Origin of the sequence: Methanobrevibacter sp., assembly GCF_017468685.1 — an archaeon.
In the GTDB taxonomy this organism is placed as follows: Archaea; Methanobacteriota; Methanobacteria; order Methanobacteriales; family Methanobacteriaceae; genus Methanocatella.
On sequence record NZ_JAFUHT010000002.1, the window covers coordinates 1 to 3,645 of the forward strand.

General features: G+C 36.5%; 3 protein-coding genes and 1 pseudogene. All 4 read right to left on the reverse strand.

Annotated features, from left to right (window positions below):
* Positions 1-500: pseudogene (locus tag IJ258_RS00055) on the reverse strand (V-type ATP synthase subunit B); the annotation flags it as partial.
* A gap of 2 nt (positions 501-502) precedes the next feature.
* Positions 503-2,245 (reverse strand): ATP synthase subunit A, encoded by a 1,743-nt coding sequence (locus IJ258_RS00060; RefSeq protein WP_292801375.1) that lies wholly within the window; start codon positions 2,243-2,245, stop codon positions 503-505.
* The gene (locus tag IJ258_RS00065; RefSeq protein WP_292801377.1) at positions 2,242-2,559 is read right to left on the reverse strand and encodes a V-type ATP synthase subunit F; all 318 of its coding nucleotides are present in this window, start codon (positions 2,557-2,559) and stop codon (positions 2,242-2,244) included. The genes IJ258_RS00060 and IJ258_RS00065 overlap by 4 nt, the downstream gene beginning before the upstream one ends.
* Positions 2,556-3,645, reverse strand: a 1,090-nt coding sequence (locus IJ258_RS00070; RefSeq protein WP_292801379.1) for a V-type ATP synthase subunit C, incomplete at its 5' end; no start/stop codon positions are given. The genes IJ258_RS00070 and IJ258_RS00065, both read right to left, overlap by 4 nt.

A 3,645-nucleotide genomic window follows, 5' to 3' on the forward strand; every position in this document is an offset into this window, starting at 1 on the left:
ACAGCTAAGTCGTTGTGAGGTAAACCAGATCCTGAGAAGATAGGAAGTTTTTGTCCTCTTACTAATGTGTTCATTCCGTCTATGGTAGAGATACCTGTTTGAATAAATTCTTCTGGGAATTCACGAGAAGCAGGGTTCATAGGAGACCCGTTAATATCTAATTCTTCATCAGGGATGATTTCTGGACCGCCGTCAATAGGTTTACCGATACCGTTGAAGATACGTCCCATCATGTCTCTGGACACACCGATTTTGGCGGTTTGACCAGTGAATCTTGTTTTAGTGTTTTTAGTGTTTAAATCATTAGTTCCTTCGAAAACTTGAATAACAGCAACATCTTTAGTTACTTCAAGAACTTGACCACTTCTTTTTTCACCGGTAGGTGTTTCGATATCTACAATTTCATTGTAACCAACGCCTTCTACTCCTTCAACAACCATTAAAGGACCTGAGACTTCAGATACAGTAGTATATTCTCTAGTTTTAATATTTGTATTCATTTTTAAGCCTCACTGCATTGTTTAGTAATTGCTGCTTGAATATCTGCAATTTTTGCATCAAATTCGTCTTGTGGTATGTATTTCATTTTACCGATTTCTTCTTTAACAGGTAAAGCTACAATATTTGCAATAGGAGCTCCTCTGTTAACTGCTGCAAGAGATTCTTTGTAGAATAATAAAATGGTTTTTAACATTTTGTACTGTTTGTCAGGTGCACAGTATGTATCTACTTCATCAAATGCATTTTGTTGTAAGAAATCTTCTCTTAACATACGTGTAGTTTCTAAAGTAGCTTGGTCAGTTTCTGGTAATGCATCAGGACCGACTAATTGTACAATTTCTTGTAACTCGGATTCTTTTTGTAATAATCCCATAGCTTGGTCACGAGTTGCTCTCCAGTCTGCAGCTACGTTTTCAGCCCACCATCCTTCAATACTGTCTACATATAATGAGTAACTTTGTAACCAGTCAATTGAAGGGAAGTGACGTTTATCTGCAAGAGATGCATCTAACGCCCAGAACACTTTACAAATACGTAAGGTGTTTTGTGTAACAGGTTCGGATAAGTCCCCACCAGGAGGTGATACAGCACCAACTACAGAAATAGATGCTACATTTGGTTCGCTACCAATAGTTTTTACTCTTCCAGCTCTTTCGTAGAATTGAGCTAATCTGGATGCTAAGTATGCAGGGTAACCTTCTTCCCCAGGCATTTCTTCTAATCTTCCAGAAATTTCCCTCATAGCTTCAGCCCATCTTGAGGTTGAATCAGCCATAAGTGCTACATCGTAACCTTGGTCACGATAGTATTCAGCAATAGTAATACCAGTATATACACATGCTTCCCTAGCTGCTACCGGCATGTTTGAAGTGTTAGCAATAAGAACAGTTCTGTCCATTAATGGGTTACCAGTTTTTGGGTCGTCAAGGAATGGGAATTCAGTAAGTACTTCAGTCATTTCATTACCACGTTCTCCACATCCGATATATACAACAATATCTGCGTCAGCCCATTTAGCTAATTGTTGTTGAGTAACAGTTTTACCTGATCCGAAAGGACCTGGGATAGCTGCTGCTCCTCCTTTAGCTACGGAGAAGAAAGTATCTTGTGCCCTTTGACCAGTTACTAATGGTATATCTGGATCTAATTTTTCAATATATGGACGGCTTCTTTTTACAGGCCATTTTTGGAGCATTTGAACTTTTTCACCAGCTACTTCAGCGATGTCTTCGAGTACAGTGTATTCACCTTCAGCTGCGATTTCAGTTACTTCACCTTCTAATGTTGGTGGAACCATGATTTTGTGTAAAACTGCAGTAGTTTCTTGAACTTCACCAAGTACGTCTCCACCTTTTACTTTGTCTCCAACTTTTGCTACTGGTTTAAATGCCCATTTTTTCTCTTTGTTTACAGAATCTACATCGATTCCTCTAGCAATGAAGTCACCAGATTCTTCTCTGATGATTCTTAAAGGTCTTTGAATTCCATCGAAAATAGAACTCATTACACCAGGACCGAGTTCTACTGATAATGGACCACCAGTACATTCAACTACTTCACCCGGTTGGATACCGGCTGTTTCTTCGTATACTTGGATAGTTGCGGTGTCACCTTCAAGCTCGATGATTTCCCCGATAAGCTTTTCGTCACCTACCCTAACCATCTCAAGCATCTGAGCCCCTCTCATACCATCTGCGATAATAACAGGCCCAGCAATCTTAATAATATTTCCTTCAATAATCATTTAACCATCTCTACCCCGATAACTCTTTTAATAAGGTCATTTATTTGATCAGATGATCCTTCAGAGGAGCCATCTTTATCAGGTATTTCAATTATCATTGGTAAAACACTAGAACCAATTTTTCTATTAATATGATCTCTTATTTCATTAGCCATTAATTGAGTAATGATAATAATTGAAATTTCATCATCTAAAAATTTATCAAAAGCTGCGATAGCTTCTTCAGAAGTGTTGACAACTTCTGCCTGTTTGACACCACCTAATCTAAATCCTGAAACAGTGTCAATATCTCCTATAATTGCGACTGAACTCATATTAACATCTCCATGATTTTAGAATTAGGGAAGTCTGCTTCTCTTTTTGCTCTTGCAATAATTTTTAAATTTTTAATTTCATTTTCTTTTTGACTTAAATAACCAATAATTGGACCAATACCTAATGGTTTTTTAGAAGCTAAAGATTTTGAATATTCAGAAGAGTAAACATCTAATGCTTTTTCAAATACAGCAACAGAACCAGTTTCATTATAAACCGGCATTACATCAGTTAATGCTTCTGCATATTTTGTTCCTTCTAAACCAGAAACTACATTTGTAACATCTGGAGATTCCATTAAATCTTTAAGTTTCCAATCACGTAATTGGTATCCTTCTTCTAATATATAAGGGGAGATTGCATCATAATCAAGGCCATCCTGTTTTGCCCTTATAATTAGTTTTAGATTAGCTACATCAACTTGTGTTCCAACATATGCATATAAAATCTGTTTATTTTCATCGGATGGAACATCAGAAGAACGTAATAATTTGCCTAAATAATATTTATCTAAAGCAGATTCTAATGGAAGAATCATATTAGTATCTTCATATTGTGGAAGAGCATCTTCTAATGCGGTTGCATATTCAGTACCATCTAAACTTGTAACAATGTCAGTTACATTTTCAGAATCAGCTAATGATTCCAAATCATCATATAATGATCCGCAAGGAATTAATAATTCTCTTGTTTCATCAGGACTGAGACCAACTTCCTTAGCAGTTAAAAGACTTTTAATGTTATCAATATCTGCTTTTTTAGACATGACAACAAATGGATCTTTAATGTCTTCAGGAGCTAATCTTGCAACAAAGTCATAAGTGTTAGCACGTTCAACATCTAATGCTTTATCAAGTGGGTACTCATCTAAAACATCAGCGTATTCAGGAACACCTTTGAGATAGTTTTCAACTTCTTCAACATCGTTGGTTTCAACGAGTTCAGAAATTTGTTTTTCATCAAATAATCTTCCTTTTCTAGCTCTTACTCTTGCACTTGGGTTAAGATAAGGATAAATGTCCAAAATTGGTCTGGATGTAATGATTACAACTACTGCACCAACAACAAGTATTGCGATAACACAG

Excerpts from the sequence above, each read along its gene's own strand:
- IJ258_RS00060 (WP_292801375.1), bottom strand. The coding sequence starts at position 2,245 with ATGATTATTGAAGGAAATATTATTAAGATTGCTGGGCCTGTTATTATC.
- IJ258_RS00065 (WP_292801377.1), bottom strand. The coding sequence starts at position 2,559 with ATGAGTTCAGTCGCAATTATAGGAGATATTGACACTGTTTCAGGATTT.